Here is a 25274-nt window from a genome sequence, read left to right as displayed (position 1 = left end):
CATGGTCGACTGAGCGTGCGCGATCCGTCAATGGTGTCGCAATCTGTGAGAAGGGGCTTGCCCAAGCTGTGTTGCATTGTCTACCGGAGAAGCCCCATGAACGCTCGTCCCGTCCGTCACCCTGCAACTGAACGCATCATCGAACGCGCCGACCCGCGCCTGCTGCGCGGCGTCCGGCAACTGGCGCTGGCCGGGCTGGCGCTGGTACTGGTCTGGCCGGCGGCGCGTGGCAGCAGCGCATGGTTGGGCTGGCTGCCGATGTGGCTGGTGGGCATGCCGCTCGCGGCCTGGTGGGCACTGCTGCGCTTCCCGCTGCCGCGCCTGTCATGGCGGTGGCTGGCGCGGCGTACCGGTGGACAGGCGCGCCGTCGGCCGGCTCCCGCCGTACGCGGCCGGCGCAGTCCGGCGGCCACGGCCTGACCTTCGACACGGGGGAGGCCGCGACATTCCGTGCTAGCGTTCCACGGCTTATGACTGCCTGGAGCTGCAATGTCACGACTCGCTTCCGCCTGCCTGTTGGCCGGCATGATGACCGCTGCCTCGATGGGGACCGCCGTGGCCGCTGAAGACACCGATCGCTACGCCTGGCTGGAGGACGTAACCGGCGACAAGCCGCTGTCCTGGGTCAAGGAACAGAATGCCAAGTCCGAGGCGCGCCTGGCGCAGACCCCGGCCTTCAAGCAGATGGAGACCAGCATCCGCGAGGTGCTCGACTCCGACGCCAAGATCCCCGGCGTGCAGAAGATCGGCGACTACTACTACAACTTCTGGAAGGACCAGCAGCACGAGCGCGGCCTGTGGCGGCGTACCACCCTGGCCGAGTACCGCAAGGCCTCGCCGCAGTGGGAGACCGTGCTCGACCTGGATGCACTGAACAAGGCCGAGGGTGAGAACTGGGTCTGGCACGGCGCCGATTGCCTGCGCCCGGATTACAGCCGCTGCCTGATCGCGCTGTCGCGTGGCGGCGCCGACGCCGACGTCACCCGTGAGTTCGACCTGGCCAACAAGACCTGGATCAAGGACGGCTTCTTCCGTCCGGAGTCGAAGGGTGGCCTCAACTGGGTCGACCGCGACACCGTGTTCGTCTACACCGACTTCGGTGCCGGCTCGATGACCACGTCCGGCTATCCGCGCGTGGCCAAGCTGTGGAAGCGTGGCACGCCGATGGCCTCGGCCACCGTGGTGTACGAAGGCAAGCCGGAAGACATGTACATCGCGGCGATGCACGATGACACCCCGGGCTTCGAGCGCAACCTGGTCAGCCGCACGCTGGCGTTCTACAACAACGAGCTCTACCTGCGTGGTGACGACGGCACGCTGACCAAGATCGACGCGCCGAACTCGGCCGAGAAGGGCCTGCACAAGCAGTGGCTGACCCTGGAGCTGCGCGATCCGTGGACCGTGGGCGGCAAGACCTACGCGTCCGGTTCGCTGCTGGCGACGAAGCTGGACGACTTCCTGGCCGGCAAGCGCGACTTCGAGGTGCTGTTCACCCCGACCGCGACCACCTCGCTGGCCAGCGCCACCTGGACCAAAAGCCACCTGGTGCTGAACGTGCTGGACGACGTCAAGAACCGCCTGTCGGTGCTGACCCCGGGCGACAACGGCTGGCAGACCAGTCGCTTCGTCGGCGCCCCGGCCTTCGGCACGCTGGCCGTGGGCGCGGTGGACAGCAATGACAGCGACGCAGTGTGGCTGACCGCCACCGACTACCTGACCCCGACCACGCTGGCCCTGGCCGAGATCGGCCAGGCCCCGGAAACGCTGAAGACCATGCCGGCCTTCTTCGATGCCAAGGGCAAGGTGATCGAGCAGCACTTCGCCACCAGCAAGGACGGCACCCGCGTGCCGTACTTCGTGGTGCACGACAGGGCGATGAAGCTCGATGGCTCCAATCCGACCCTGCTGTACGGCTACGGTGGTTTCGAGATCTCGCTGACGCCGAGCTATTCCGGTGGCATGGGGCGCGCTTGGCTGGAGAAGGGCGGCGTGTACGTGGTCGCCAACATCCGTGGCGGCGGCGAGTACGGCCCGCGCTGGCACCAGGCGGCGCTGAAGCAGAACCGCCACAAGGCCTACGAAGACATGGCCGCCGTGGCGCGGGACCTGGTCAAGCGCAAGATCACCTCCGCCAAGCACCTGGGCGTGCAGGGCGGCAGCAATGGTGGCCTGCTGACCGGCAACATGCTGACCCAGTACCCGGAACTGTTCGGTGCGGTGGTGGTGCAGGTGCCGCTGCTGGACATGAAGCGCTACAGCCACCTGTTGGCCGGCGCTTCGTGGATGGCTGAGTACGGCAACCCGGATACCAGCGACTGGGAATTCATCAAGACCTTCTCGCCGTACCACCTGTTCAACGCGAAGAAGGACTACCCGCCGGTGCTGTTCACCACCTCCACCCGCGATGACCGCGTGCACCCGGGCCACGCCCGCAAGATGGCGGCGAAGATGATCGACGCCGGCAAGGACGTGACCTACTACGAGAACATCGAAGGTGGCCACGGCGGCGCAGCCAACAACGCGCAGGCCGCGCATATGTCTGCGCTGGCCTACAGCTTCCTGTGGGAGCGGTTGGGCGGTAAATAAGCAGAACGGAAAACGCCGCCCCAGGGCGGCGTTTTTCGTTATCGGGTAGCGCCGGGCCATGCCCGGCGAGCGCGGAGCGCGGCAATATGCCGCCGGGCATGGCCCGGCGCTACCGGAATCGCTTCAACCCGCGCGCGATCCGCGCCACCGCCTCCTGCAATCGCGGCACTTCCTGGGTGTAGGCCAGGCGCACATGCTGGTTGGCGCGGTGGAAGCCGAAGTCCAGGCCCGGGGTGAACGCTACGTGCTCGGTTTCCAGGAAGTGCGCGCAGAACGCCTGCGCGTCGTCAGTGAACGCGCTGACATCGGCGTACAGGTAGAACGCGCCCTGCGGCTCGACTTCAATGCGGAAGCCCAGCTCACGCAACGCGGGCAGCAGGAAGTCGCGGCGCTGGCGGAATGCTTCGCGGCGCTGCTCGAAGATCGCCATCGACTCCTCGCTGAAGCAGGCCAGTGCGGCGTGCTGTGCGATGCTCGAGGCGCTGATGTAGAGGTTCTGCGCCAGCTTTTCCAGGTCCGGGACTGCGGCCGGCGGTGCCACCAGCCAGCCCAGCCGCCAGCCGGTCATGCCGAAGTACTTGGAAAAACTGTTCAGCACGAAGGCGCTGTCGTCCACCTGCAGCACGCTGGGCGCATCCAGGCCGTAGGTCAGGCCGTGATAGATCTCGTCCACCACCAGGTGGCCACCGCGCGCGTGCAGGGTCTGCGACAGGGCGGCCAGCTCGTCGGCGGACAGCACGGTGCCGGTGGGGTTGGCCGGCGAAGCGACAAGCGCGCCGACGCTGTCGGCAGTCCAGTGCTGTTCCACCAGCGACGGGGTCAGCTGGTAGGCGGTGTCCGGGGCGACCGGCACCAGTTGTGCGCCGCCTTCGACGAGGCGCAGGAAGTGGCGGTTGCAGGGGTAGCCCGGGTCGGCCAGCAGCCAGTGGCGGCCGGGATCGACCAGCAGGCTGCTGGCCAGCAGCAGCGCACCGGACCCGCCCGGGGTGACCAGGATGCGTTCGGGATCGATATCCAGCCCATAGTGGCTGCGGTAGAAGCCACTGATCGCCTGGCGCAGCGCCGGCAGGCCACGCGCTGCGGTGTAGCGGGTGTGGCCGGCGGCCAGTGCGGCCTGGCCGGCACGCACGACGGGTTCGGCAGTGGTGAAGTCCGGTTCACCGATTTCCAGGTGGATCACATCGTGGCCTGCCTGTTCCAGCGCCTGCGCGCGGGCCAGCAGGGACATCACGTGGAACGGAGCGATTTCATGGCTGCGCCGGCTGTAGCCCGGCGTGTGGGGCAGGGTACTCATGTGCCCATGGTACGCCGCGCGCGGGGCGCATGCGTCCGGGTAGTGCCGGCCGCTGGCCGGCATTCCGGCCCATTCCGGAGTTCATGAGGTTGCCGGCCAGCGGCCAGCACCAACGGCAGGGTTGCCGGCAGTCCTTCCGCGACCCAGACTCGGACACAAGGACGCCATTGCATTGCCGCTCAAGGAGCCTTATCTCATGAAATCCACCCTCTGCCTGTTACTCGCCAGCCTGATGACCACGACTGCTACCGCCGCCACGCCGCCCGTTCCGCCGGATGCCGCCAAGCATCCGCATGTGGTCAAGGCACCGTTCGGCGCGACCCGCAACGATGACTATTACTGGCTGCGCGACGACAAGCGCGGGAACAAGGAGATGCTGGCCTACCTGCAGGCCGAGAATGCCTACGCCGACCAGCTGCTGGCACCGCTGAAGCCACTGGAAGACACCCTGTACAAGGAGATCGTCGCCCGCATCAAGCAGGACGATTCCAGCGTGCCGGCGCGCGAGCGTGGCTACTGGTACTACAGCCGCTTCGAGACCGGCCAGGACTACCCGATCCACGCGCGCCGCAAGGGCAGCATGGAGGCAGCCGAGGAAATCCTGCTGGACGTCAACGCGATGGCCGCCGGAAAGGGCTACTTCAGCGTCGGCTCGATGGAGGTCAGCCAGGACAACCAGCTGCTGGCCTGGGCCGATGATGATGTGGGCCGCCGCCAGTACACGATCCGCTTCAAGGACCTGGCCACCGGCAAGGTGCTGCCCGATGTGATCACCGGCAGCTCCGGCGACTTGGTCTGGGCCGACGACAACCGCACCGTGCTGTACGTCGAGAATGATCCGGAAACGCTGCTGACCGTGCGCGTCAAGAAGCACGTGCTGGGCACCCCGGCCAGCGCCGACACCGTCGTCTACGAAGAGAAGGACGACAGCTTCTACATGGGCATCGGCCGCACCCGCGATGATCGCTTCATCACCATCGGCGTGCACAGCACCGTGTCCTCGGAAGAGCGCTACGCGCCGGCCAGCGACCCGACCACCTTCACCGTGCTGGCGCCGCGCCAGCGTGATGTCGAGTACGACGCCGACCACTACGATGGCCGCTGGGTGATCCGCACCAACGACGGTGCGAAGAATTTCAAGCTGGTCACCGCACCGACCGATGCCACCTCGCGTGCGCAATGGAAAGACTGGATCGCGCACGACGATGCGGTGTTCATCGAAGGCTTCGAACTGTTCGATGCGTACACCGCCATTGCCGAACGTTCCGAGGGCCTGGAGCGCATCCGGCTGCTGTTCAAGGATGGCCGCAGCGACTACGTAAAGGCCGATGAGCCGGCGTATTCGATGGGCCTGGGCGACAACACCGAGGCCGATACGCCGTGGCTGCGCTACGTCTACACCTCGATGACCACCCCGACCACCGTGTTCGAGCTGAACACCGCCACCGGCGAGCGCCGCCAACTGAAGGTGCAGCCGGTGATCGGCTATGACGCCTCGAAGTACGAAACCGATCGCGTCTGGATCACCGCGCGTGATGGGGTGAAGGTGCCGGTGTCGCTGGTCTACCGCAAGGGCTACCAGAAGGATGGCAAGGGTGCGCTGTTCCAGTACGCCTACGGCAGCTACGGCATGTCGATGGACCCGTACTTCAACCAGACCGCAGTAAGCCTGCTCGATCGTGGCGTGGTGTATGCCATCGCCCACATCCGCGGTGGCCAGGAAATGGGCCGCGACTGGTACGAGAACGGCAAGCTGCTGCACAAGCAGAACACCTTCAACGACTTCATCGATGTGACCCGCGGCCTGGTTGCGCAGGGTTGGGCGGCGAAGGGTCGCGTCGCCGCGTCCGGCGGCAGCGCCGGTGGCCTGCTGATGGGCGCGGTGGCCAACCAGGCCCCGCAGGATTACCGGGTGATGGTGGCGCAGGTGCCGTTCGTCGACGTGGTCACCACCATGCTTGATCCGACCATTCCGCTGACCACCAACGAATACGACGAGTGGGGCAACCCGGAGCAGAAGTCGTACTACGACTACATGCTGTCCTACTCGCCCTACGACAACGTGAAGCCGCAGGCCTACCCGGCGCTGTTCGTGGGCACCGGCCTGTGGGATTCGCAGGTGCAGTACTGGGAGCCGGCCAAGTGGGTGGCCAAGCTGCGTGACGACAACACCGGCCACTACCCGATCCTGTTCCGAACCAACATGGAAGCCGGCCACGGCGGCAAGTCGGGGCGCTTCCAGCGCTACCGCGAACTGTCCGAGTCGTACGCGTTCGTGCTGCAGCAGCTGGGCATCGCCCAGCCGTAACGGCGAAGGGGTGCCGGGCGCTGCCGGGCACCCCGAACCGGTATCCTTGCGGCCATGAGCCTGCCCGAGCCATCTGCACCCCGCGATACCGCCACGCCGCCGCGCGTGGTGCGTTTCCGCTGGGCGTGGTGGCTGCTGGCATACGTTAGCCTAGGCACCGGCATCGTCGGCATCTTCGTTCCGGGCCTGCCGACCACCGTATTCATCCTGATCTCGGCCTGGGCTGCATCACGGGGGTCCGAACGCCTGCACAACTGGCTGCTGCAGCATCCGCGATTCGGCCCGGCCATCGCCAACTGGCAGGCGCACGGTGCGGTCAGCCGCTACGGCAAGTGGATGGCCACGATCACCATGGCGGTGTGCGCCGCCATCATGCTGTGGTGCGTGCCGATTGCCTGGGTGAAGTGGTTCTCGATCGGCAGCATGACCGTGGTGGCGATCTGGCTGTGGACGCGGCCGCTGCCACCGCCCGCGGATTGAGTGCCTGCGGTAGTGCCGGCCGCTGGCCGGCAACCCGATCCCCTGCACGAACCGCTCAGCCGCCAATGGCTATACTCGGGGCATGAAGATCCCCCATCGAAACGCCATCCTGATTCCGCTGGCAGCGGCCTCGCTGCTGCTCCTCGCCGCCTGCGGCAACAAGGGCCCGCTGGTACTGCCGCAGAAGCCGGTCCCGGTGGAAGAAACCGTCGAACCCGCTGCCGAGCCCGCCACCGAGGCAACCCCGGTGGAGACCCAGGGCAGCGGCACCCCTGCCACGACCGTGGAGCCGGCCGCAACGACCACCCAGCCGGCAACCGCGCCAGCGAAGAAGGCGGGCAGCGGGAATGAGTAAGGCCGGTTCCAAGGCCCTGCGCTTCAGCAAGATGCACGGCGCGGGCAATGATTTCGTAGTGATCGACCTGCGTGACGGCACCGCACCGCCCACGCCCGAGCTGGCCGCACGCCTGGCCGACCGCCATACCGGCGTCGGCTGCGATCAGATCCTGACCATCGAGGCGCCGCGTGCGGAAGGCTCGGTGGCCTCGTACCGCATCTGGAATGCCGACGGTTCCAACTCCGAACAGTGCGGCAACGGCGCGCGCTGCATCGCCGCCTGGCTGGTGCGCGAGGGCAGTGCGCAGGGTGATGCATTCGTCATCGACAGCCCGCTGGCCAGCCATGAAGTGAAGGTGCTGGGCGAGGGCCAGTTCGCGGTGACGATGGGCGTGCCTGCCTTCGAGCCGGCCAACGTGCCGCTGATGGGGTTTGCACACCCGCGCGAGGAATATCTGCTGCCGCTGCAGGGCGAGAGCGTACGCTTCGCCGCGGTGTCGATGGGCAATCCGCATGCGGTGATCGAAGTAGGCCTGATCGATGCCGCACCGGTCGAGCGCGTCGGTGCGCTGCTGCAGCAGCATGCGTCGTTCCCGCGCTCGGTGAACGTGGGCTTCGCCCAGGTGATGGGCCCGGCGCACGCCCGCCTGCGCGTGTTCGAGCGCGGCGTCGGCGAAACCCTGGCCTGCGGCAGTGGTGCCTGTGCCGCCGCGGTGACCTTGATGCAGCGTGGCCGCCTGCAGCGCGATGCGCGCATCAGCCTGCCCGGTGGCGACCTGCGCATCCAGTGGCCGGGCGATGGCCAGCCGGTGGTGATGGCCGGCCCGACTGCATTCGTCTTCGAAGGGGAGTGGATCGCATGACCGAAACCGTCGACAAGCTCGGGGCCCATGAAGTCGCTGCCTGGTTGCGGCGTCATCCCGGCTTCCTCAAGCAGTTCCCGGACCTGGCCCTGACCTTGGTGGTGCCGCGCGACGATGGCCCGACCGCGTCGCTGGCCAGCTACCAGCTGGAAGTGCTGCGCGAGAAGAACCGCGAGCTGGCACGACGGTTGGCTGACCTGGGCGCGACCGCCCAGGTCAATGAACGCCTGGCGGTGCGCACGCACCAGCTGACCCTTGCGCTGATGAAGCAGGACAACGCCGCCGACACCCTGCGTGCGATGGCCGCGTCGTTGCAGGAAGACTTCGCCGGTGACCTGGTGCGGTTGGTGGTGCACGCGCCGGTGGCCGGGCTGGAACAGGCCGACTGGCTGCAGGTGATTGCCGCGGACGATTCGCAGCTTGGGCCGTTCCGCGACTGCCTGAACGACGGCGAGCCGATCTGCGGCCGCCTGCAGCCGGAAAAGAATGCCGTGCTGTATGGCGTGCGCAGCGAGGAAGTGCAGACCACCGCATTGCTGCCGCTGCCCGGCGTCGGCCTGATCGCGGTCGGCAGCCACGACCCGAACCGCTTCTACCCGGGCATGGGCACGCTGTTCCTGCGCATGATGGGTGACGCCCTGGTTACCGGCCTGAAGCGATTCCAGGACTGAGCAGGGCACGACGACGATGAGCGCGGTACAGGCCTTCCTGCAGCACCTGCAGGTGGAGCGGCGGATGTCGGCACATACGCTCGACGCCTACCGCCGCGACCTGGACGCGCTGTCGGCCTGGGCCGAGCCGCGTGGCATGGCAGTGGAGGCACTGGATGCAGACGCGGTGCGCCAGTTCGTGGCTGATGAGCACCGGCGTGGCCTGTCGGCCAAGAGCCTGCAACGTCGCTTGTCGGCCTGCCGCAGTTTCTACGCCTGGCTGCTCAAGCACGGGCGCATCGAGGTCAGTCCGGCAGCGACACTGAAGGCGCCACGCGCGCCGCGCCGCTTGCCCCAGGTGCTCGACGCCGATGAAGCCGTGCAGCTGGTCGAGCTGGAGCCGGAAGGTGAACTCGGCCGCCGTGACCGCGCGCTGCTGGAGCTGTTCTATTCCTCCGGCCTGCGCCTGAGCGAAGTCTGCGCGCTGACCTGGCGTGACCTGGATTTCGACACCGGCCTGGTCAACGTGCTGGGCAAGGGCAACCGCCAGCGCCGGGTGCCGTTCGGCCGGCCCGCACGCGAAGCGCTGCAGGCATGGCGCGCGGAAAGTGGCGGCGGCCCAGCCTCGCCGGTATTCCCCGGCCGCAATGGGCCGATCAGCCAACGCGCGGTGCAGATCCGCATCCGCCAGCTGGCGCAGCGCCAGGGCCTGTTCAAGCACGTGCACCCGCACATGCTTCGGCACAGTTTCGCCAGCCACATCCTGGAATCGTCCGGCGACCTGCGTGGTGTGCAGGAGCTGCTGGGCCATGCCGACATCGCCACCACGCAGATCTACACCCACCTCGATTTCCAGCACCTGGCCAAGGTCTACGACGCCGCGCATCCACGCGCAAAGCGCCGCAGCAAGGACGATAAGGGCGGGTAGCGCCGGGCCATGCCCGGCGGCTGTGTGATCCATTTCCCGTGCATGCGACGCGGCCCGCGCTGCGCGCTCGCCGGGCACGGCCCGGCGCTACCGGAATAGACCGCCCTTGATCTGGATCAGGGCAGGGTGAGCGCCAGCGGCGCACCGTGGCCACAGGCCACGAGGACACCGCCGCCATGGCGAAGCCCATACCGTTGCATCCCAAACACCCCGAGCGCATCTGCTGGGGCTGCGACCGTTACTGTGCGGCCGACGCGCTGGCCTGCGGCAATGGCTCCGGCCGCACCCAGCATCCGATCGAGACGCAGGGTGAAGACTGGTATATCGCCTGGGGCATCGAGCCGAATCCGGACCGGCCTTCGCACGCCAAGCGCTGAACGGCAGCCATCCGCGCAGGCTTGATCGCACCCGGCGCTGTCCCCATGTCCCGTGAACAGCTATCGGAGGCCGCATGGACCCCAGTCAGAACCCCAACGTTTTCCACGCCACCACCATCGTCTGCGTCCGTCGCGGCGAGCACGTGGCCATTGCCGGCGACGGCCAGGTCACGCTGGGCCACACCGTGATGAAGGGCAATGCGCGCAAGGTGCGCCGCCTCGGCCGTGACGGCCAGGTGCTGGCCGGCTTCGCCGGTGCCGCCGCCGATGCCTTCACCCTGTTCGAACTGTTCGAGGCCAAGCTGGAAAAGCACGGCCAGCTGCAGCGCGCTGCGGTCGAGCTGGCCAAGGATTGGCGCACCGAGCGCCGCCTCGGCAAGCTTGAGGCCCTGCTGGCGGTGGCCGACAAGGAAACCTCGCTGATCATCAGCGGCACCGGTGATGTGATCGAGCCGGAGGACGGCATCATCGCCATCGGTTCCGGTGGTTCCTACGCACTCTCGGCCGCGCGCGCACTGATGGCGCACACCGAACTGGACGCGCGCACCATCGCCAGCGAAGCGATCGGCATTGCCGGCGACATCTGCATCTACACCAACCGCAACGTGGTGGTCGAGGAGCTGTGACGGGGAACCCGTCACAGACATTCCAGATTCGCCGGGCATGGCCCGGCGCTACCGTCCGGGGCCGTTCGGTTCCGGCATCGTAGACAACGCATTCGTGAGCACATCCATGTCGAAGATCGAAGTTTCCTCCGCCACCATGACCCCGCGCGAGATCGTGCAGGAACTGGACCGGCACATCGTTGGCCAGCACGACGCCAAGCGCGCGGTGGCCATCGCCCTGCGCAACCGCTGGCGCCGCATGCAGTTGGTGCCTGAGCTGCGCAATGAAGTGATGCCGAAGAACATCCTGATGATCGGCCCGACCGGCGTCGGCAAGACCGAGATCGCGCGTCGCCTGGCCACCTTGGCCAACGCGCCGTTCGTGAAGGTCGAAGCCACCCGCTTCACCGAAGTCGGCTACGTCGGCAAGGACGTCGAGCAGATCATCCGCGACCTGGCCGATACCGCGGTCAAGCTGTACCGCGAACAGGCCAAGGTGCGCGTGCGTACCCAGGCCGAAGAGCGTGCCGAAGACCGCATCCTTGATGCGCTGCTGCCGCGCCGCAGCGGTGGCATCGGTTTTGATCCCGAAGTCGCGCGCAACGAACCGTCGGCGCAGGACAACGAGACCCGCATCAAGTTCCGCAAGATGCTGCGCAATGGCGAGCTGGACGAGCGCGAGATCGAGCTCGACCTGGCTGCCAACGTCAGCATGGATATCATGACCCCGCCGGGCATGGAGGAAATGGGCCAGCAGCTGAAGTCGATGTTCGCCAATCTCGGCGGTGGTGCCAAGGCGCACAAGCGCACGCTGACCATCAAGGCAGCGCGTCCGCTGCTGATCGAGGAGGAAGCCGGCAAGCTGGTCAACGAGGACGACATCCGTACCGCGGCGATCGAGGCCTGCGAACAGCACGGCATCGTCTTCATCGACGAGATCGACAAGGTTGCCAAGCGTGGTGACAACGTGGGTGGTGGCGACGTGTCGCGCGAAGGCGTGCAGCGCGACCTGCTGCCGCTGGTGGAAGGCTCAAACGTATCCACCAAGTACGGCACGATCAAGACCGACCACATCCTGTTCATTGCTTCGGGCGCGTTCCACCTGGCCAAGCCCAGCGACCTGATTCCGGAGCTGCAGGGCCGCTTCCCGATCCGCGTTGAACTGGGTGCGCTGAGCAAGGGTGATTTCGTGCGCATCCTGACCGAGCCGAAGGCCGCGCTGACCAAGCAGTACGAAGCACTGCTGGCCACCGAAGGCGTCAAGGTCAGCTTCACCGCCGATGCGATCGAACGGCTGGCCGAGATCGCCTTCCAGGTGAACGAGCGCCAGGAAAATATCGGTGCGCGCCGCCTGCATACGGTGCTGGAGCGCCTGCTGGATTCGCTCAGCTACGAGGCGCCGGACCGCGATGGCGAAACCCTGGCCATCGACAGCGCCTACGTCGATGCACACCTGGGTGAGCTGGTGCAGGACCCGGACCTGAGCCGCTACATCCTGTAACGCACAAGGCCGCCGCAAGGCGGCCTTTTTCCTGTGCGGTCAGCGCGATTGCCGCGTGCGATAGGCCCGCAGTACCTGGTCGATCACCGCACTGGTGCGGGCGGCGCTGATGCCGTTCGAGGGCGAGCGCCCGTTGCCGCGCAGTTCGTCCACGAGGGAGGCAATCAACGGTTGCTGGATCGATGGCGGGTTCGGGATGTCGAACCTCTGCACGCCGGCTTCGGTTTCCAGCTCCACCGGAACATCCTCGAAGGTGGCAAAGCGCAGCTGCCCACGGTCGCCGGTGATCTCGATCTCATCCTGGCGGCGGAACGCGCAGAAACTCCATTGCGCGATGCCGTGCGCGCCCGTCCCGGTGCGGAAGCACATCGAGACGCTGTCCTCAGCGGCGTAGGCGCCGGTCAACGAGCTGGCCAGGCCACGCACATCGCCCAGCGGCCCCAGCAGATGGTCGAGGAGGTCCAGGGTGTGCGAGCCCAGGTCGACGAACAGCCCGCCGCCGGCGATGGCCGGATTGGTCCGCCAGAAGTCCGGCGATGCGGCATTCACCGAATGCGGCCGATGCAGGGTCGCGCGCACGCTGCGCGGCGTGCCGATCGCGCTGCTGTCCAGCAGCTGCTTCACCTGTGCGAAGCGGGGCAGGGCGCGGCGGTAGTAGGCCACGAACACCGGCACGCCGCTGCGGGCGCTGGCTTCAATGATGCGCTGGCACTCGCCGTGGTCCATGGCCATCGGCTTTTCGATGTAGGCCGGCTTGCCCGCGGCAATCGCCTGCAGTGCGTAGTGCATGTGCGTGGAGGGCGGTGTTGCGACGTACACCGCGTTCACCTCCGGATCGGCGATGAGTGCATCGGCGTCCGCGTACCAGCGGGGAATCGCGTGGCGCCGTGCGTAGTCCTCGGCCAATGCGGCATTGCGGCGCATGACCGCTGCCACCCGTGAGCCGGGCGTGCTGGCCAGGGCCGGGCCACTCTTCTTCTCGGTGACGCTGCCGCAGCCGATGAAGCCCCATACCACGTTGTCCAGGATCATCGATCTGTCCTCACATGGGTGACGCGGTGGCGGCAGCAATGCCGCTCACGCTTCCGGCAACGGCTCGGGCACCGTTCCGGGAACGAACACGCCATCCTTCACGTAGGCGGCCAGGGTCATGTCCAGCGCGAGCATGCCGTCGCGCTTGAGGTCCATCAGTTCCGGTTCGACCATCGCGCCATGCAGCACGCCCAGCACGGTGGCGTGCAGCATGCGCGCGGCGATCTTCGGGTCGGCACCCTCACGCAGCTGGCCCAGATCGCCGGCACGGCGCAGGGCGCGCTCCATCCGGTCCAGTGCATCGCGGAATCCGGCCTGCTGCATTTCGGTCAGCACCTTGGTATCGGCCGAGGCATCGCTGCGCAGCATGATCTCCATGGTCTTGCGCAGGCGCTCGTCCTCGGACAGCTCGATGAACGAGTGGATCATCACCGCGCGCAGGTCGTGCACCGGGGTGTCGCGCTGGTCGGTGGAGGTGCGCTCCAGTTCCTGCATGAAGGGCAGGTGCACGCGCTCGACGATCGCGGCCAGCACCTCGCTCTTGTTCTTGAAGTGCCAGTAGACCGCGCCACGGGTGTAGCCGGCGCGGGCACCGATCATCTCCAGCGTGGTACGGGCCACGCCGTGTTCATGGAAGCAGGCTTCGGCGGCGTCAAGGATGCCTTCCCGGGTTGCCTGGGTGTCCTCTTTGGTCTTGCGGGCCATGGGTGTGGGTACGAGTGCGGGTGAAACGTGGCTGAATTGTACCGGTTTACAAACAAACAAGCATGTATGTATATTTCGCACCCATCATTCCCGTCGTGTGCGTGGCAGGCCGGTCCGGCTCCCACTCCACCCGGGTGGGCGCGATCTGCGGGGCTTTCACCGGAACAAGGGGGAAGCCCAGTGGTATCAGCTCCCTCTGAGATTCCTTCCTCCAAGAGCCTTTCCGTCATGTTGCTGAGCCGAATCCGACCCTTTGCACTGTCGCTGGCAATCGCCGCGACCGTGGCTGCCTGCGGCGGCCAACCCCAGGCCCCCGAGCAGGGCCCGGGTGACGTCACTGTGGTCACGCTGAAGTCCGAGACCGTGGGCCTGACCCGCGAACTGCCGGGCCGTACCAATGCCTTCCTGGTCGCCGAAGTGCGCCCGCAGGTCAACGGCATCGTCGCCAAGCGCCTGTTCACCGAGGGCGGCATGGTCAAGGCCGGCGAGCCGCTGTACCAGCTCGACGACGCCAGCTACCGGGCCCAGGCCAACAACGCCCGCGCCCAGCTGGCCCGCGCCGAAGCCACTGCCAATGCCGCGCGCCTGAGTGCCAAGCGCATCACCGAGCTGGCCAAGGTCGATGCGGTCAGCCAGCAGGACCTGGAAAACGCCGTGGCCGCGCAGAAGCAGGCCGAGGCTGACGTCGGTGCCGCCAAGGCCTCGCTGGATGCGGCCAACGTCACCCTGGGCTACGCCCGCATCACCGCGCCGATCAGCGGCCGCATCGGCAAGTCCAGCGTCACCCAGGGTGCGCTGGTCAGCGCCGGCCAGGCCAACGCACTGGCCACCGTGCAGCAGCTGGACCCGATCTATGTCGACCTGACCCAGTCCTCGGCCGAGCTGCTGCAGCTGCGCCGCGAACTGGCCGCCGGCCGCCTGCAGGACAACCAGACCCTGCCGGTCAGCATCCTGATGGAAGACGGCAGCACCTTCGAGCACAAGGGCACGCTGGAGTTCTCCGAAGTCAGCGTCGATCCGACCACCGGCAGCTTTGGCCTGCGCGTGAAGGTGGACAACCCGGACGGCCTGCTGATGCCGGGCATGTACGTGCGTGCAGTGATCGGCGGCGGCGTGCGCAGCGACGCGGTGCTGGTGCCGATGCAGGGCATCGCCCGCGATCCGAAGGGCGACACCACGGCGATGGTGGTCGACAAGGACAACAAGGTCGAAGTGCGCCCGGTCAAGGTCAGCCGCACGGTCGGCGACAAGTGGCTGGTCGAGGACGGTCTGAAGGCCGGTGACAAGGTCATCGTCGAAGGCCTGCAGAAGATCGGCCCCGGCATGCCGGTCAAGGCCACCGAGAAGGGTACTGCGCCGGCCAAGCCGGCGGCGGCCGCCCAGCCTGCCGCCCCGGCCGGCGACGCGAAGTAAGCGGAGAACCCCATGGCACGCTTTTTCATCGATCGACCCATCTTCGCGTGGGTGATCGCCATCATCATCATGCTCGCCGGCAGCCTGGCCCTGTTCAAGCTGCCGGTCTCGATGTATCCCAACGTCGCACCGCCGGCGGTGGAAATCAGCGCCACCTACCCGGGTGCATCGGCCAAGGTGGTCGAGGACTCGGTGACGCAGATCATCGAGCAGAACATGAAGGGCCTTGATGGCCTGATCTACTTCTCCTCCAACAGCTCGTCCAACGGCCAGGCCACCATCACCCTGACCTTCGAGAGCGGCACCAACCCGGACATCGCCCAGGTGCAGGTGCAGAACAAGCTGCAGCTGGCGATGCCGCTGCTGCCGCAGGAAGTGCAGCGCCAGGGCATCAACGTGGCCAAGTCCAGCTCGGGCTTCCTGAACGTCATCGCGTTCGTGTCCGAGAACGGCAGCATGGACGCCAACGACATCGCCGACTACGTCGGTTCCAACGTCGTCGACCGTCTGAGCCGCGTGCCGGGCGTGGGCAACATCCAGGTGTTCGGTGGCAAGTACGCCATGCGCATCTGGCTGGACCCGAACAAGCTGCACACCTATGGCCTGTCGGTGCCGGAAGTGACCGCCGCGATCAAGGCGCAGAACGCCCAGGTGGCGATCGGCCAGCTCGGCGGTGCGCCGTCGGTGAAGGGCCAGCAGCTCAACGCCACGATCAACGCGCAGTCGCGCCTGCAGACCCCGGAACAGTTCCGCAACATCATCGTGCGCGGCGCGCAGGATGGTGCCGAACTGCGCCTGGGCGATGTCGCCCGCGTCGAGCTGGGTGCCGAGTCCTACGACTTCGTCACCCGCTACAACGGCCAGCCGGCCAGCGGCCTGGCGGTCACCCTGGCCACCGGCGCCAACGCGCTGGATACAGCGGCCGGCGTGGATGCCGCGCTGCAGGACATGAAGAGCTTCTTCCCGGCCGGCCTGAAGGCCGAGATCCCGTACGACACCACCCCGTTCGTGCGCGTGTCGATCAAGGGCGTGGTGCAGACCCTGATCGAAGCAATCGTGCTGGTGTTCGTGGTGATGTACCTGTTCCTGCAGAACTTCCGCGCCACCCTGATCCCGACCATCGCCGTGCCGGTGGTGCTGCTGGGTACCTTCGGCGTGCTGGCGATGCTGGGCTTCTCGGTGAACATGCTGACCATGTTCGCGATGGTGCTGGCGATCGGCCTGCTGGTGGACGATGCCATCGTGGTGGTGGAGAACGTCGAGCGCATCATGTCCGAGGAAGGACTGTCGCCGCTCGAAGCGACCCGCAAGTCGATGGGCCAGATCACCGGTGCGCTGGTGGGCATCGGCCTGGTGCTGTCGGCGGTGTTCGTGCCGATGGCCTTCATGAGCGGCTCCACCGGCGTGATCTATCGCCAGTTCTCGGCCACGATCGTTTCGGCGATGGCGCTGTCGGTGCTGGTGGCGATCGTGCTGACCCCGGCGCTGTGCGCGACCATGCTCAAGCCGCTGAAGAAGGGTGAGCACCACGTGGCCCACCGCGGCCTGGCCGGTCGTTTCTTCAACGGCTTCAACCGCGGCTTCGACCGCACCAGCGAAAGCTACCAGCGCGGCGTGCGCGGCATCATCCACCGTCCGTGGCGCTTCATGGGCATCGTGGCGGCGCTGTTCGTGCTGATGGGCGTGCTGTTCGTGCGCCTGCCCAGCTCGTTCCTGCCCAACGAAGACCAGGGCGTGCTGATGGCGCTGGTGCAGGCCCCGGTCGGTGCCACCCAGGAACGTACGCTGGAATCGATCGCGGCACTGGAAAACCACTTCCTGCAGAACGAGAAGGATGCGGTGGACTCGGTGTTCTCGGTGCAGGGCTTCAGCTTCGCCGGCATGGGCCAGAACGCGGGCATGGCGTTCGTCAAGCTGAAGGACTGGAGCGAGCGTGATGCCGACAATGGCGTGATGCCGATCACCGGCCGCGCCATGGCGGCACTGGGCCAGATCAAGGATGCCTTCATCTTCGCCTTCCCGCCGCCGGCCATTCCGGAACTGGGCACCGCGTCGGGCTACACCTTCTTCCTGAAGGACAACAGCGGCCAGGGCCACGAGGCACTGGTGGCCGCGCGCAACCAGCTGCTGGGCCTCGCCGCCGGCAGCAAGAAGCTGGCCAACGTGCGCCCGAACGGCCAGGAAGACACGCCGCAGTTCCGCATCGACATCGACGCGGCCAAGGCGACCTCGCTGGGGCTGTCGATCGACCAGATCAACGGCACGCTGGCCGCCGCGTGGGGCAGCTCGTACATCGATGACTTCGTCGATCGCGGCCGCGTCAAGCGTGTGTTCGTGCAGGCCGACCAGGCGTTCCGCATGGTGCCGGAGGACTTCGATCTCTGGTCCGTGAAGAACGACAAGGGTGAGATGGTTCCGTTCAGTGCATTTGCCACCAAGCACTGGGACTACGGCTCGCCACGCCTGGAACGCTACAACGGCGTGTCGGCGATGGAAATCCAGGGCGAACCGGCCCCGGGTGTCGCCTCTGGTGACGCCATGGCCGAGATCGAACAGCTGGCCAAGCAGCTGCCGCAGGGCTTCGGCATCGAGTGGACGGCGATGTCCTACCAGGAACGCCAGGCCGGCTCGCAGACGCCGCTGCTGTACACGCTGTCGCTGATGATCGTGTTCCTGTGCCTGGCCGCGATGTACGAAAGCTGGAGCGTGCCGACCGCGGTGCTGCTGGCGGCCCCGCTGGGTATCCTCGGCGCGGTGCTGGCCAACACCTTCAAGGGCCTGGAGCGCGACATCTACTTCCAGGTGGCGATGCTGACCACGGTGGGCCTGACCAGCAAGAACGCGATCCTGATCGTCGAGTTCGCCAAGGAAAACCTGGAGAAGGGCGCCAGCCTGATCGAGTCGATCATGCATGCCGTGCGCGACCGCCTGCGCCCGATCGTGATGACCTCGCTGGCCTTCGGCATGGGCGTGGTACCGCTGGCGATCTCCACCGGTGCGGGCTCCGGCGCCAAGCAGGCGATCGGCACCGGCGTGCTCGGCGGCATGATCGTCGGCACCGTGCTCGGCGTGTTCTTCGTACCGCTGTTCTTCGTGGTGGTGCAGCGCCTGTTCAAGCGCAAATCCGCCGAGTGATGAAATCCGGTAGCGCCGGGCCATGCCCGGCGGATGTCTCACCGCGTAGCCGCCGGGCATGGCCCGGCGCTACCACCGTGATCCCCAAGGTGTTGCCATGAAGCTTCATTCCATTGCTGTTTCCATTGCCGCCACACTCGCGCTGGCCGGCTGCTCCACCCTGGTGCCGAAGGACACCGCCGTCGCTCCGGCCATTCCGGCGCAGTGGCCGGCCGAGGCCACGCAGGGCCAGGTGGCCGATGTTGCCGCCGTTGGCTGGCGCGACTTCTTCACCGATGCGCGCCTGCAGCAGGTGATCGACCAGTCGCTGCAGAACAACCGCGACCTGCGCGTGGCCGTGCTCAACGTTGAACGCGCGCGCGGCCAGTACCGCGTGCAGCGCGCCGACCGCGTGCCCGGCGTGGCCGTCACCGGCCAGATGCAGCGCCAGGGCACCGACGCTGGCGTCACCGAGCAGTTCACTGCGGGCGTGGGCGTGGCCGAGTTCGAGCTGGACCTGTTCGGCCGCGTGCGCAACCTCAGTGAAGCGGCACTGCAGCAGTACTTCGCCGTGGCCGCCAACCGCCGCAACGCGCAGCTGAGCCTGGTGGCCGAGACCGCGACGGCGTGGCTGACCTACGGCGCCGATGCGCAGCGGCTGAAGATCGCCGATGCCACGCTGAAGACCTACGAGGATTCGCTGCGCCTGGCCGAGGCCCGCCACGAACGGGGTGGCAGTTCGGCGCTGGAACTGACTCAGACCCGTACCCTGGTCGAGACCGCGCGCACCGATGCCGCGCGCCTGCGCGGGCAGCTGGCGCAGGACCGCAACGCGCTGGCGCTGCTGGCCGGTGGCCAGCTGGATCCGGCGCTGCTGCCGGACAGCATCGAGCCGCAGCTGCTGGCGCTGGCACCGCCGCCGGCCGGCCTGCCCAGCGACGTACTGCTGCAGCGCCCGGACATCATGGCTGCCGAGCACCAGCTGCTGGCCGCCAATGCCAACATCGGCGCGGCACGTGCGGCGTTCTTCCCGAGCATCTCGCTGACCGGCAGCATCGGCAGCGGCTCGAGCGAACTGTCCAACCTGTTCGACAGCGGCACCCGCGTGTGGAGCTTCCTGCCGAAGATCACCCTGCCGATCTTCCAGGGCGGCAAGCTGCGCGCCAACCTGGCCATCGCCAATGCAGACCGTGACATCGCGCTGGCGCAGTACGAGAAATCGATCCAGGTGGGCTTCCGCGAAACCGCCGATGCGCTGGCATTGAACGTCAGCCTGGATGAGCAGGTGAGTTCACAGCAGCGCCTGGTGGAAGCGGCCGAACAGGCCAATCGCCTGTCGCAGGCACGCTACGACGCTGGCCTGGACAGCTTTGTCACCCTGCTCGATGCGCGGCGCACCGCCTACAACGCGCAGCAGACCCAGCTGCAGGCGCAGCTGGCGCAGCAGGCCAACCGCATCACCTTGTACAAGGTGCTGGGTGGCGGCTGGCACGAGCGCGGGTAAGCGCGAGCCATCCGGTAGCGCCGGGCCATGCCCGGCGGCTTTTCGATCTGATGTTCATGCTGCTTGGATCAGGCCGTGCATTGCGTTCGCCTGGCATGGTCCGGCGCTACCGCAGTGCAGGCCATCCGGTGCTACCGCTGGGGCCAGCGGCACCACGCAAACGGATACTCATCCAGCTGGCTCGCCAGTCCAGCCCGAATGGGATTGCCGAGGATGTAAAGCGCGTGGCGCCTCAATGCATCCTCATGGCGCACCGCATGGTCGAAGTAACTCGGCTGCCAAAGTGGCGTCTCGATCCCGAATTGCTGCCCCAGCAGCCTGCTGCTGCGTGACTTGAGCGTTCCCATCAGCCGTGCGAGCGAGCCGTCGCGTAGCTGCACCAGCCAATGCAGGTGGTCAGGCATGACAACCCAGGCAAAGGAGTGGCTGAGCCCCATGGATTCGACGAATCGCAGCGCGCCCACGAGATAGGCTGCACAGCGTGGATCGTCAAACACCCGGCGCCGACGTTGGACAACGGTGGTTAGCACGTAGCAGCCATTGATACGGGAATCGCGACCACGCTGGAGATGACGGCTGGACATGTACGCAGCCTGCGCAATGGCAGGCGTTTGTTGCCATAGGCGTCCGCCATCGGATCATGTGGGGATCTTCTGGTTCACGCGCTCGCCGGGCATGGCCCGGCGCTACCAGAGCGTGTGCGCTACACCGCTTCATCGTCGCGCCGCGCTGCATGGCAGGCGCGCACCCGCGCCAGCGCGTCGCCGGCTTCGCGCGCCATCTGCTCGTACTCGCGGCGGATCTCTTCCAGCCGTTCCTCGTCCAGTTCTTCCAGATCCAACAGTTCGTTGTTGGCTTCGGCCGTCGCGCGGATCAGCTCGTCCAGCTTGATCTGCATCGCGGCGGTGTCCGCGTTCTGCGTGTGCTGGATCAGGAACACCATCAGGAAGGTGATGATGGTGGTCCCGGTGTTGATCACCAGCTGCCAGGTGTCGTTGAAACCGAACACCGGGCCACTGATGCCCCAGATCACCACGATCGCGACCGCAGCCAGGAAGGTCCACGGCGAACCGGTGGCGGCCGCGGCCTTCTTGGCGATCGTATTGAACAGGTTGCGTGCTTTCATCGTCGTCGTCCCACTCAGGTGACGAGGATGATCGGCGGTGGCTCGTGCAGGGGCCGTGCAGCCGACGCGCTGCAGCTCAGGCGCGCAGGCGCGGCGCGTCCTGCAGGCGCACCGGGCTGGTCTGGTAGACGTGCTGCCAGCAGCGGTCGACGAATTCGCGGGCCTGGGCTTCGCTCAGGCGCGGCATGATCTGCAGGGCGTACTGCGTCTGGAACATCTCGTCGCGCTGCGCATTGCTGGCGCGCGGCTGGGTGATCAGCGAATCGCAGGCGAACTTGATCCACGGCACGTAGGAGCCGAACGAGTTGTGCGGCAGTGCGCCGTCGGCATGCTGCCGGCGCCAGTGGTCAAGCTCGGCGTCAACGTTGATGACCGGGGGAATGGTGGGGACTTCAGCGTGCATGACAATCCAGTTCGGTTGGGTGGAAAGGGAGTGGGGGTTCATCCGAGTGTGGCCGATGGGGCAGTGGAAGCCGCGTCAGCGCGATGTGGAGCCGGCGTTGCGATTGCCTATCAGTTGCGCATGCTCGACCGCGCCGAGGTTTTCGGCCATGTCGGCCATCGCATTGCACAGGCGCTCATGGTCGAGCGGATGGCCGCGCACCAGTTCCAGCTGCAGGCCCTGGTAGGCGGTCCAGAACAGCGCGCCGCGCTGGTGCAGCGCGTACTGCTGCTGCAGGCGCTCGCGGATGGCGTCGAGGATCGGGTCGGGCGTGGGGCGTACGGCGTGCGCGCACATGGCTGGCTCCGCCGGGGAAAGGAGTCCCGGTAACCCCACCCTAGGCGCGGCAGCCGGGTGGGGTGTTACCGCAGCGTGTGCACGCAGCGCAGCTGACTGTGCACGGGTTCACGGCAATGGCCGCAAACGCTGCCGGCACAAGGGTGCGCCGGCACTGAAGCGTTCATTAAGCGGGTTCAACAGTACGCTGCGTGGTGCTCATTCACCGATGTCTTCGTTCCAGATATCCGGATGACGGCTGATGAAGTCGCCGAGCAGGTCGACGCATTCCTGGTTGTCCAGGTCGATCACGTTGACGCCGTTCTCGCGCAGCCAGTCGATGCCGCCCTGGAAGGTGCGCGATTCACCCACCACCACGGTGCCGATGTTGAACTGGCGCACCAGGCCCGAGCAGTACCAGCACGGGGCCAGGGTGGTGACCATGATGGTGTCCTGGTAGCGGCGCTGGCGGCCGGCCTTGCGGAAGGCGTCGGTCTCGCCGTGCACCGACGGGTCGCCTTCCTGCACGCGGCGGTTGTGGCCACAGCCGAGCAGGCGGCCATCGTTGTGGTACAGCGCCGCGCCGATCGGCACGCCGCCCTCGGCCAGGCCCTGGCGGGCTTCGGCGATGGCGGTCTGCAGCAGGGTCTGGTAGTCGGGCGTGGTGATCATGCGGGGCTCCGGTAAGTCGTGGCCCGCCATGATACGGGCAGGGGGTGCCGCTGGCCCCCGGCGGTGCGATAATCGGGGTCATGAGCGAATCCCCCTACAAAGCCGGTACCACCCATTTCGGGTTCCGCGACGTCGCCGCCAAGGACAAGCAGAAGCTGGTCGGCCAGGTGTTCACCTCGGTCGCGCGCAACTACGACCTGATGAACGACCTGATGAGCCTGGGCGTGCACCGGGCATGGAAGCGCTACTACGTGGCGACCGCGCAGGTGAAGCCGGGCGACCGCGTGCTCGACCTGGCCGGCGGCACCGGCGACATCGCCGCCCTGCTGAAGGAGCGCGTCGGCGCCGAGGGATCGGTGGTGCTGGGCGACATCAACGCCGGCATGCTGTCGGTCGGCCGTGACCGCCTGACCAACCGCGGCCTGGTGCTCGGCCTGGACTACGTGCAGTGTAATGCTGAAGCCCTGCCGTTCCCGGACAACAGCTTCGACCTGGTCACCATCGCCTTCGGCCTGCGCAACGTGACCGACAAGGACGCTGGCCTGCGCGAGATGTACCGCGTGCTGAAGGTGGGCGGCCAGGCCCGCGTGCTGGAGTTCTCCGAAGTCACCGCGGACTGGTTCAAGCCGATCTACGACTTCCACTCGTTCAAGATCCTGCCCAAACTGGGCAAGTTGTTCGCCAACGATTCGGACAGCTACCAGTACCTGGCCGAGAGCATCCGCAAGCACCCGCCGCAGGACGAACTGAAGGCGATGATGGGGCAGGCCGGCTTCGAGCGCTGCCACTACAAGAACCTGACCGGCGGCATCGTCTCGATCCACTCCGGCTACAAGCTGTAAGCCCTGCTCTGGTGGGTGCCAACCTTGGTTGGTACTCGCCCGCTGCGGTCATCCGCTCTGGTAGGTGCCGACCTTGTCGGCACGGGCCTGCCGCGTGCGTTGATGGATCCGTGCCAACCAAGGTTGGCGCCTACCTGTAGATGCCAACCTTGGTTGGCATGCGCCGGAGGCGCAGGAACGGCCCCGGCCTGCATTACCCCGCACCGCGCAACGCCTGCGGGGCCGCAGGGAGGTACCATTGGGGGTCTGATCCCCGTAACGGTCCCGATTCATGCGTAATCCGCTGATGCTCCTTCCGCTGGCCGTGGCCCTGGCCGCCGGCTGCTCCCAGGAGGCGGCCGCGCCCGCCGCCGCCCCGACTGCCGCAAAGGCCCCCGCCGCCCCTGTGAACGCCGAGAACCGCAGCCACGACGAAAGCTCGTACGCCGAGCCGGACAAGGTCGTCATCAAGGACATCGCGCTGGATCTGAAGCTGGACTTCGACCAGAAGCAGATCGGCGGCACCGCCACCTACACCCTGGAATGGAAGCAGAAGGACGCCAAGCAGCTGGTGCTCGACACCCGCGAGCTGACCGTGTCCAAGGTCGAGGCCGTTGCCGCCGATGGCGCGCGCAGCGCGCTGCAGTTCGAGCTGGCCCCGGTCGACAAGGTGTTCGGCAGCAAGCTGACCATCGAGGCCCCGGAACAGCCGGCCAAGGTGGAAGTGACCTACCACACCGCACCGACCGCTTCGGGCCTGCAGTGGCTGGCACCGTCGATGACCGAGGGCAAGAAGCTGCCCTTCATGTTCAGCCAGTCGCAGGCCATCCACGCCCGTTCCTGGGTGCCGCTGCAGGACACCCCGAGCGTGCGCTTCACCTACAGCGCGCACGTGGTCTCGCGCCCGGACGTGATGGTGCTGATGAGCGCCGACAACGATCCGAAGGCCGCGCGTGACGGTGACTACACCTTCAAGATGCCGCAGCCGATTCCGTCGTACCTGCTGGCCATCGCCGCCGGCGACCTGGTGTTCGAGCCGATCTCCGGCCGCTCCGGCGTCTGGGCCGAGCCGACCATGGTCAACAAGGCCGCCAAGGAATTCGAAGACACCGAGAAGATGATCGGTGCCGCCGAAAAGCTGTACGGCGAATACCGCTGGGGCCGCTACGACATGCTGGTGCTGCCGCCGTCGTTCCCGTTCGGCGGCATGGAGAACCCGCGCCTGACCTTCGCCACCCCGACCGTGATCGTCGGCGACAAGTCGCTGGTGTCGCTGGTCGCACACGAACTGGCGCACAGCTGGTCGGGCAACCTGGTGACCAACGCCAGCTGGAAGGACATCTGGCTCAATGAAGGCTTCACCACCTACGTCCAGGGCCGCATCACCGAAGCCCTGTACGGCAAGGAAATGGCCGAGATGGAGAAGCAGATCGACCAGACCGACCTGCTGGCCGAAGTGAAGGACATGAGCCCGGCCGACCAGGCGCTGGCGCTGCCGCCGCTGAACGAGCGGGACCCCGACGAAGCCCTCAGCCAGGTTGCCTACGTCAAGGGTTCGTGGTTCCTGGAATTCCTGGAACAGCGCTTCGGCCGCGAGACCTTCGATCCGTTCCTGCGCGGCTGGTTCGATGACCACGCGTTCCAGAGCGCGAACACCGACCAGTTCGTCGAGTACATGAAGAAGAACCTGCTGCCGAAGAATCCGTCGGCAGTGACCGAGGCCGAACTGAAGGCGTGGCTGGACGAGCCGGGCATTCCGGCGTTCGCGGCCAAGGCCCAGTCGCGCAACTTCAGCAGCGTCGATACCGCGCGCATTGCCTTCGCCAGCGCCGGCACCGTGCCGAGCAGCCAGGTCATCGCCGACTGGAGCACGCAGGAATGGGTGCGCTTCATCGACGGCCTGGGCGCGACCCAGCCGCTGGACAAGCTGGCTACGCTGGACAAGGCGTTCCACTTCACCGGCACCCCGAATGGCGAGATCGCCATGCGCTGGTACCCGCTGGCGATCCGCAGCGGTTACGAGCAGGCCAATGAAGGCGCCGCCGCGTTCATCGAGCGCGTCGGCCGTCGCAAGCTGATCCTGCCGATCTACGCCGAACTGGTGAAGACGCCGAAGGGGCTGGAGCTGGCCAAGCAGGCCTTTGAAAAGGCCAAGCCGGGCTACCACCCGATCACCACCGCCTCGGTACAGGACATGCTGGCCAAGGCCGAAGCCAAGTAAGCGGTAGTGCCGGCCGCTCG

General features: G+C 66.8%; 24 protein-coding genes. 16 read left to right on the top strand and 8 right to left on the bottom strand.

Annotated features, from left to right (window positions below):
• Positions 1-96: 96 nt before the first annotated feature.
• Together CCR98_RS18070 and CCR98_RS18065 are read left to right on the top strand one after the other, a co-directional pair.
• Positions 97-420: a hypothetical protein gene (locus tag CCR98_RS18070; RefSeq protein ID WP_087923679.1), complete on the top strand. Its 324-nt coding sequence runs from the start codon at positions 97-99 to the stop codon at positions 418-420.
• 69 nt (positions 421-489) lie between these two features.
• Positions 490-2586, top strand: a complete 2097-nt coding sequence (locus CCR98_RS18065) for a prolyl oligopeptidase family serine peptidase (protein ID WP_087923678.1) — start codon at positions 490-492, stop codon at positions 2584-2586.
• A gap of 109 nt (positions 2587-2695) precedes the next feature.
• Here CCR98_RS18065 and CCR98_RS18060 read toward each other — a convergent pair whose 3' ends face one another.
• Positions 2696-3880 carry a pyridoxal phosphate-dependent aminotransferase gene (locus CCR98_RS18060; protein ID WP_087924231.1) on the bottom strand — a complete coding sequence of 395 codons (1185 nt, stop codon included), beginning with the start codon at positions 3878-3880 and terminating at the stop codon, positions 2696-2698.
• A gap of 196 nt (positions 3881-4076) precedes the next feature.
• Here CCR98_RS18060 and CCR98_RS18055 point away from each other — a divergent pair, with 196 nt between their 5' ends.
• The 9 genes from CCR98_RS18055 to hslU all read left to right on the top strand — a co-directional run bounded on the left by CCR98_RS18055 (position 4077) and on the right by hslU (position 11928).
• Positions 4077-6188 (top strand): S9 family peptidase, encoded by a 2112-nt coding sequence (locus CCR98_RS18055; protein WP_087923677.1) that lies wholly within the window; start codon positions 4077-4079, stop codon positions 6186-6188.
• A gap of 54 nt (positions 6189-6242) precedes the next feature.
• Positions 6243-6668 carry a YbaN family protein gene (locus CCR98_RS18050; protein ID WP_087923676.1) on the top strand — a complete coding sequence of 142 codons (426 nt, stop codon included), beginning with the start codon at positions 6243-6245 and terminating at the stop codon, positions 6666-6668.
• A gap of 82 nt (positions 6669-6750) precedes the next feature.
• On the top strand, positions 6751-7023 hold the full coding sequence (locus CCR98_RS18045) for a lipoprotein (RefSeq protein ID WP_087923675.1): 273 nt from the start codon (positions 6751-6753) through the stop codon (positions 7021-7023).
• On the top strand, positions 7016-7867 hold the full coding sequence (dapF, locus tag CCR98_RS18040; protein ID WP_087923674.1) for a diaminopimelate epimerase: 852 nt from the start codon (positions 7016-7018) through the stop codon (positions 7865-7867). Before CCR98_RS18045 ends, dapF begins: the two co-directional genes overlap by 8 nt.
• On the top strand, positions 7864-8538 hold the full coding sequence (locus CCR98_RS18035) for a DUF484 family protein (RefSeq protein ID WP_087923673.1): 675 nt from the start codon (positions 7864-7866) through the stop codon (positions 8536-8538). The genes dapF and CCR98_RS18035 overlap by 4 nt, the downstream gene beginning before the upstream one ends.
• A gap of 16 nt (positions 8539-8554) precedes the next feature.
• A complete protein-coding gene (gene xerC, locus CCR98_RS18030; RefSeq protein WP_087923672.1) occupies positions 8555-9445 on the top strand; it encodes a tyrosine recombinase XerC in 891 nt (296 codons plus the stop codon).
• A gap of 176 nt (positions 9446-9621) precedes the next feature.
• Positions 9622-9822, top strand: coding sequence for a DUF3079 domain-containing protein (locus tag CCR98_RS18025; RefSeq protein ID WP_024957056.1), 201 nt, complete (start codon positions 9622-9624; stop codon positions 9820-9822).
• A gap of 74 nt (positions 9823-9896) precedes the next feature.
• Positions 9897-10448: an ATP-dependent protease subunit HslV gene (hslV, locus tag CCR98_RS18020; protein WP_005411093.1), complete on the top strand. Its 552-nt coding sequence runs from the start codon at positions 9897-9899 to the stop codon at positions 10446-10448.
• 106 nt (positions 10449-10554) lie between these two features.
• Entirely contained in the window at positions 10555-11928 is a 1374-nt protein-coding gene (gene hslU / locus CCR98_RS18015) for an ATP-dependent protease ATPase subunit HslU (protein ID WP_087924230.1), read from the top strand.
• A 39-nt stretch (positions 11929-11967) separates the two neighbouring features.
• On the opposite strand, the gene CCR98_RS18010 is transcribed toward hslU, so the two are convergent.
• Both CCR98_RS18010 and smeT read right to left on the bottom strand, forming a co-directional pair.
• The gene (locus CCR98_RS18010) at positions 11968-12960 is read right to left on the bottom strand and encodes a Gfo/Idh/MocA family oxidoreductase (RefSeq protein ID WP_087923671.1); all 993 of its coding nucleotides are present in this window, start codon (positions 12958-12960) and stop codon (positions 11968-11970) included.
• 45 nt (positions 12961-13005) lie between these two features.
• Entirely contained in the window at positions 13006-13665 is a 660-nt protein-coding gene (gene smeT, locus CCR98_RS18005) for an efflux transporter SmeDEF transcriptional repressor SmeT (RefSeq protein ID WP_087923670.1), read from the bottom strand.
• Between the two features lie 228 nt (positions 13666-13893).
• Here smeT and smeD point away from each other — a divergent pair, with 228 nt between their 5' ends.
• The 3 genes from smeD (at position 13894) to smeF (ending at position 19696) form a co-directional block, all read left to right on the top strand.
• On the top strand, positions 13894-15078 hold the full coding sequence (smeD, locus tag CCR98_RS18000; RefSeq protein WP_087923669.1) for a multidrug efflux RND transporter periplasmic adaptor subunit SmeD: 1185 nt from the start codon (positions 13894-13896) through the stop codon (positions 15076-15078).
• Between the two features lie 12 nt (positions 15079-15090).
• Complete coding sequence (gene smeE / locus CCR98_RS17995; RefSeq protein ID WP_087923668.1) at positions 15091-18213, top strand: multidrug efflux RND transporter permease subunit SmeE; 3123 nt, start codon at positions 15091-15093, stop codon at positions 18211-18213.
• A gap of 97 nt (positions 18214-18310) precedes the next feature.
• Positions 18311-19696 carry a multidrug efflux RND transporter outer membrane subunit SmeF gene (gene smeF, locus CCR98_RS17990; RefSeq protein WP_087923667.1) on the top strand — a complete coding sequence of 462 codons (1386 nt, stop codon included), beginning with the start codon at positions 18311-18313 and terminating at the stop codon, positions 19694-19696.
• A gap of 131 nt (positions 19697-19827) precedes the next feature.
• Here smeF and CCR98_RS17985 read toward each other — a convergent pair whose 3' ends face one another.
• The 5 genes from CCR98_RS17985 to CCR98_RS17965 all read right to left on the bottom strand — a co-directional run bounded on the left by CCR98_RS17985 (position 19828) and on the right by CCR98_RS17965 (position 22212).
• Positions 19828-20280 (bottom strand): transposase, encoded by a 453-nt coding sequence (locus CCR98_RS17985; protein WP_087923666.1) that lies wholly within the window; start codon positions 20278-20280, stop codon positions 19828-19830.
• 119 nt (positions 20281-20399) lie between these two features.
• On the bottom strand, positions 20400-20822 hold the full coding sequence (locus CCR98_RS17980; protein WP_032129005.1) for a low affinity iron permease family protein: 423 nt from the start codon (positions 20820-20822) through the stop codon (positions 20400-20402).
• Between the two features lie 76 nt (positions 20823-20898).
• Positions 20899-21225 carry a hypothetical protein gene (locus CCR98_RS17975; protein ID WP_014038526.1) on the bottom strand — a complete coding sequence of 109 codons (327 nt, stop codon included), beginning with the start codon at positions 21223-21225 and terminating at the stop codon, positions 20899-20901.
• A 75-nt stretch (positions 21226-21300) separates the two neighbouring features.
• On the bottom strand, positions 21301-21561 hold the full coding sequence (locus CCR98_RS17970; protein WP_087923665.1) for a hypothetical protein: 261 nt from the start codon (positions 21559-21561) through the stop codon (positions 21301-21303).
• A 198-nt stretch (positions 21562-21759) separates the two neighbouring features.
• Positions 21760-22212 (bottom strand): nucleoside deaminase, encoded by a 453-nt coding sequence (locus tag CCR98_RS17965; RefSeq protein WP_087923664.1) that lies wholly within the window; start codon positions 22210-22212, stop codon positions 21760-21762.
• Between the two features lie 80 nt (positions 22213-22292).
• Here CCR98_RS17965 and ubiE point away from each other — a divergent pair, with 80 nt between their 5' ends.
• Both ubiE and CCR98_RS17955 read left to right on the top strand, forming a co-directional pair.
• Positions 22293-23054 carry a bifunctional demethylmenaquinone methyltransferase/2-methoxy-6-polyprenyl-1,4-benzoquinol methylase UbiE gene (gene ubiE, locus CCR98_RS17960; RefSeq protein WP_005411082.1) on the top strand — a complete coding sequence of 254 codons (762 nt, stop codon included), beginning with the start codon at positions 22293-22295 and terminating at the stop codon, positions 23052-23054.
• A 271-nt stretch (positions 23055-23325) separates the two neighbouring features.
• A complete protein-coding gene (locus CCR98_RS17955; RefSeq protein ID WP_087923663.1) occupies positions 23326-25254 on the top strand; it encodes a M1 family metallopeptidase in 1929 nt (642 codons plus the stop codon).
• The last annotated feature ends 20 nt before the right edge of the window (positions 25255-25274 follow it).

Origin of the sequence: Stenotrophomonas sp. WZN-1, from assembly GCF_002192255.1 — a bacterium.
In the GTDB taxonomy this organism is placed as follows: Bacteria; Pseudomonadota; Gammaproteobacteria; order Xanthomonadales; family Xanthomonadaceae; genus Stenotrophomonas.
This window is presented reverse-complemented; position numbering and strand designations above follow the sequence as displayed.